This window comes from Leptospira vanthielii serovar Holland str. Waz Holland = ATCC 700522, assembly GCF_000332455.1.
In the GTDB taxonomy this organism is placed as follows: domain Bacteria; phylum Spirochaetota; class Leptospiria; order Leptospirales; family Leptospiraceae; genus Leptospira_A; species Leptospira_A vanthielii.
On sequence record NZ_AOGY02000083.1, the window covers coordinates 1 to 4,311 of the forward strand.

5 protein-coding genes and 1 pseudogene are annotated in these 4,311 nt (G+C 36.6%); 5 read left to right on the forward strand and 1 reads right to left on the reverse strand.

The window, feature by feature from the left end:
* Nucleotides 1-113 precede the first annotated feature (113 nt).
* Genes LEP1GSC199_RS20230 through LEP1GSC199_RS20240 form a run of 3 tightly spaced genes read left to right on the forward strand, consistent with a single transcriptional unit; the run spans nt 114 to nt 1,333 of the window.
* Nucleotides 114-653, forward strand: a complete 540-nt coding sequence (locus tag LEP1GSC199_RS20230; RefSeq protein ID WP_039927591.1) for a hypothetical protein — start codon at nt 114-116, stop codon at nt 651-653.
* A gap of 1 nt (nt 654) precedes the next feature.
* Nucleotides 655-912, forward strand: a complete 258-nt coding sequence (locus LEP1GSC199_RS20235) for a hypothetical protein (protein ID WP_002991792.1) — start codon at nt 655-657, stop codon at nt 910-912.
* Nucleotides 899-1,333, forward strand: coding sequence for a hypothetical protein (locus LEP1GSC199_RS20240; RefSeq protein ID WP_002991796.1), 435 nt, complete (start codon nt 899-901; stop codon nt 1,331-1,333). Before LEP1GSC199_RS20235 ends, LEP1GSC199_RS20240 begins: the two co-directional genes overlap by 14 nt.
* A 391-nt stretch (nt 1,334-1,724) precedes the next feature.
* Here the strand turns inward: LEP1GSC199_RS20240 and LEP1GSC199_RS22335 are convergent.
* Nucleotides 1,725-2,903 (reverse strand): annotated as a pseudogene (locus LEP1GSC199_RS22335) (integrase core domain-containing protein).
* 870 nt (nt 2,904-3,773) lie between these two features.
* Here LEP1GSC199_RS22335 and LEP1GSC199_RS20255 point away from each other — a divergent pair.
* Nucleotides 3,774-4,043: a CopG family ribbon-helix-helix protein gene (locus tag LEP1GSC199_RS20255; protein ID WP_002991793.1), complete on the forward strand. Its 270-nt coding sequence runs from the start codon at nt 3,774-3,776 to the stop codon at nt 4,041-4,043.
* The coding region (locus LEP1GSC199_RS20260) for a putative toxin-antitoxin system toxin component, PIN family (RefSeq protein ID WP_002991798.1) at nt 4,018-4,311 on the forward strand (294 nt) is incomplete at its 3' end. The genes LEP1GSC199_RS20255 and LEP1GSC199_RS20260, both read left to right, overlap by 26 nt.

Here is a 4,311-nt window from a genome sequence, read left to right on the forward strand (position 1 = left end):
TCTAATGGTGCAGAAGGTAGGAACATATATTAAAACAATCATTCCGAAGCTATGGTTATATTTCTCCCCGTTATAGTGATCTCTATCTAACGGAAATTAGTCTTCTTGGGAATTTGAGATTTGCACCCGAACTAAAGTCGATTCTCTTGGGTGGTGAAGAAAAGACTTTGTGGGGTAAAGTGAGAGCTTCTATTAGCAACCAAAAACTAACACATAACGTCAAAAACTACCTTTACAAGCCTCTAACCTTAGAAGAACGGAAACAACATAAACAAAGGAAACTAGTGAATCAATACAAGGAGGAAGATGTTCTTAAATATAACAAAACGTATAGGTCGGCAATTCTTCATAATGACTACTATTGGAACAATTTTTACGAAAAGGAGCGAATGCGTAATGAGATAGAATACAATCACAGGGCTTTCCGAATCTATTCTATCATATCTACAAGAAAATGGTGTGATGCGGACTCTATAGCCAACCACCTAAAACTAAACAAACGAGAGGTTATTTTCATTATTCGCAAATGGAAAGAATGCGGAATAGCCGAAATCATTGAACGAACCGAACGATACAGGTCGGTTTTCAAATTCAAGATTAAGAATGTAAAACTGTATTATCTAACATATTCAAACTTTAAGGAGAAAAAATAGAATGGAAGAATATAAACCAAAATCTAAGGAAATCTGGGAATTGTTTAAAAAACAAAAATTTAGATGCTGTATTTCTAACAGAAGATTCACAAAACTAAACGTAGATTTAGGGTTAAAAATACCTTTGGAAAAAGGTGGGAAACCTGAATTCGATAATCTATGTCTATTTGATAAAGCGTTTTCAGGATTAAAAAAATACTATACCATAGAAGAAATCAGGGAAATTTTTTCGGAGGTTGTAAATCATGAACAAGGATGATCCATACTACATTGACCCGTTCACGATAAAGGCTCTTATCAATAACCTACAATCTAGAATCATAACTCATAAACAGGAATTGCAATTTAGACGGGAACCTATCTGGAGAGAAGTTGTCTATTCCCTTTGCAGAAAGAATTTCTACGCTGAAGAACGAACTAGAAAAACTTATGAAGAGAAACGAAAACAAGCGAACGAATACCAAAAGAATTCCGAGGCGGGTCAATGGTCTAGGGTTGCCGATCAATTATCCCGAAAGAAGCTGATAAATTGGGAACAGGAAGATTTAAGGATTCTTCAAAACTTTGGATCTGGTAAAGATTCAAAAAATCCCAAACCGACGAGCCTAGAAGTTAATTCCGAGGATTACAAAGATTGGTCGATAGTTTGCCGTTACTTGGCTAAGAAGAAAATCACTTAAAAAGATCCTTCTATTCTATCAAAAAAAGGTTGTTCACTGAACGCCTCTTTCAAATTAAGGTCAAAACAACTTAGGAGAATTAGAAATGGAAAAATTAAGAAATACAATATCGGAATTAAATGTCAATCATTCAGGACGTAAGGTTTGCATTTCGTTTAACTTAAAAGACGGAAAGACTTTGAATCTTAGCGAATTTGTAGACCACAATATCGCATCATGGTTACACAATAGCTTACTACAAACACATACGAAAGATGAAGATGTATTAAATTATTCGATTATTTTTGTGTAGCTTCCCAGAATTACGAATATGTCTCTGTTATGTCGCTAGGATTTGTATGGAAAGGCACATCGGTAACACTTTAGATCACTCACATGGGTTACACTTTTACTAGTCAATTCTATACAATAGCCTCTGGTATTTCAACACTTTACTCGTATACAAATCCAAAATTCCAAGAATTGCATCCGCAAAGTAAAGACGACAATGCCGATCAGATATCTCTTCAAAGCCAACTACCTCTCCAATGAAAGGATTCCCAAAGAACACTCGATGGGGCCCGTACTGCGCAAAACCACTTTCATGGACTTTATCGGTAACAATATGTGTGGGATAAGCTACCTCTAGAATCTTTTTTGGGAATGTCCTTTTCGAAGATTTATAAACTTTTGCAGGTGTCAGAAAACCCAAAGCTTCATGTGGTCTTACCTTATTAAATTCTTCACGGAATGAATCAAAGGCGGTCTGTTGTGCATCCAAACTAGATCTTGGAGGTAATGCAGTTTCTTCTTTGAGTGTTCTGTGCATTCTCTCATGACGACCGTTCTGAGATGGTTTCCCTGGTTCAATGCGTTCCGGTCGGATCCCTAATTTCAACCACCATATAGAAAGACTAGTTAAGCCGCCAATGGCCTTACTTGCAAAAGGTGATCCATTATCTGATTTGAACGCCAGTATAGTCCATATTCTTTAAAAACCCTTTCAAATACCGCTTTTGTTTGCTCTGCATTCGTTTTATTCAGGATTTCACATGCTAGAAGGTAGCGACTATATGCATCTGTAATTGTTAGTGGATCGCAGCGATTGCCATTTCCTACTGTAAAATGGCCTTTAAAATCAACACACCATACATCATTGGGAGCGACTACATTGGAAAAAGGAAATAGAGACTGTGGAACTCTTGGTCTTTTTTTCTTAGGTTGACTAGGCCTTTTTTTGCGAAGAATGTTTCCAATTGTAGTTTCACTTGGAATCTGTTTCATGCGATGCCACGTACCTTTGAGTATGGGACGGAGTTTTTTGGGACCCCAAGATGGATGGTCTTCACGTAAAGATACAATTAGGTGAACGATTTTCTCAGGAGTTTCATTGGACTGAGTGATTCTTTTTCTAGATTTATCTTTGAGCCACGTAGATACCTTCCGACTCATAATTCTTTAGATATTTATAGCCAGTCTTTCTCGATATATTAAAGTCTCGGCAAAGATCGGCAAAACACCACTGACCACTTTTAACAGCTGCTATGAACTTGATTCTTTCTTCTATCACTTTGGTTTCCTTCCAAGGCATCGGATTGTCCTCCGATACACAATGTAGGTGTTACCCATGTGAGTTGTCTCTTTTGTTACCTATCTGACCTCCTCATACCCCTGACTAAAGGCAAAAACTACAACCAAATACGAATGATAAACGAATAGCTTATAAGTACAAGGAAGAATAGGAAAACTAGCTAAACGATTAAGAGCCTGATACAGCCTAACTATACGAGTAACAAAAAACCTATAAGAAAAATCAAAAGAATCGCAATGCAATACGCACGTATAAGTAATAGCAATTACTCGCGAAACATAAAGCGTTCGTTAATTGCAATTGGTTAATTCTCTTCAAAAAAACCAGCGCGCAATTTTTCTCAAAAGGTGAGGGTCCAACTTTGCTCAATTCGATAATAGATCTTTATATCGGTTTTATTACTTTGTTAAAGATTCGAGCGCTTTAAAGAAAAGAATAAGAATTAAGAGATTTATTTCGCTACATTTCCTATTATTTTTTGGTCACGGTTTTGCATGATTCAAAAATGATTGTCGGGCTTTGAAGACCAAGAATAAGAAAGAAAATTTGCGCCTGGGATTTCAAACACTTCGTATTATTAGCAAATACAACAAAAACCAACTGCAATTAACTACCGCTAACCACTTCACTTCGGGACTTCGCCCTCGCTTGGCCTTCGGCACATAGGCTTTTGTCACTCCTCTTGCTTACGCAAGCCTCGTGCCAATCCCTAACGCCTCCTCCAGAGGCTCAGGGCCAGCCTACGTTGGTTAGCTAGTTCGTTATGCGAACATTGCGGGGAAGAGTCGACGCCACGTATGGCGTTTTACAAGAAAATCCCAGAAATAAACAATTTGACAAATATACAAATCTTGTATATGCTGGGAAATTATGAATCAGACTGTTAACATCTCATTCGAAAAAGCTCTTTTAAAAGAAATTGATAAAATTGCAAAAAGAGAACACAGGTCCAGATCCGAACTGATTCGTGAAGCTGCAAGGGCTTATATTGAGAAAAAATCTAAGTGGCAAGCTATCTTCGACTTTACTTCCAAGACTATCGAAAAAGCAAATCTTAACGATGATGACATTTTTGATGAAATTAAAGCAGTTAGAAGAAGTAAAAAGCTTCTTAATGTTAAAAGTTCTTTTAGATACTAACATTTATATTTCTGCTATCTTATTCAATGGTAAACCTAGATTGGTTTTCCAAGATTTAATCGATGATATTTTCATTGGATATATCTCTAATGAAATTCTGGACGAATTGGAAGAAACTTTAGCTAAACCTAAGTTCAAACTACCTAATGACTTCATACAATTTACAATTGCGGAAATCAGAAGTGCTACCACAATAATTAAAAACAAGCCTCTTAAAGACTATATGAATTTGAGAGATCGAGACGATTTCCATATTCGTGAAACTGCG

Excerpts from the sequence above, each read along its gene's own strand:
- LEP1GSC199_RS20235 (WP_002991792.1), top strand. The coding sequence starts at position 655 with ATGGAAGAATATAAACCAAAATCTAAGGAAATCTGGGAATTGTTTAAA.
- LEP1GSC199_RS20255 (WP_002991793.1), top strand. The coding sequence starts at position 3,774 with ATGAATCAGACTGTTAACATCTCATTCGAAAAAGCTCTTTTAAAAGAA.
- LEP1GSC199_RS20240 (WP_002991796.1), top strand. The coding sequence starts at position 899 with ATGAACAAGGATGATCCATACTACATTGACCCGTTCACGATAAAGGCT.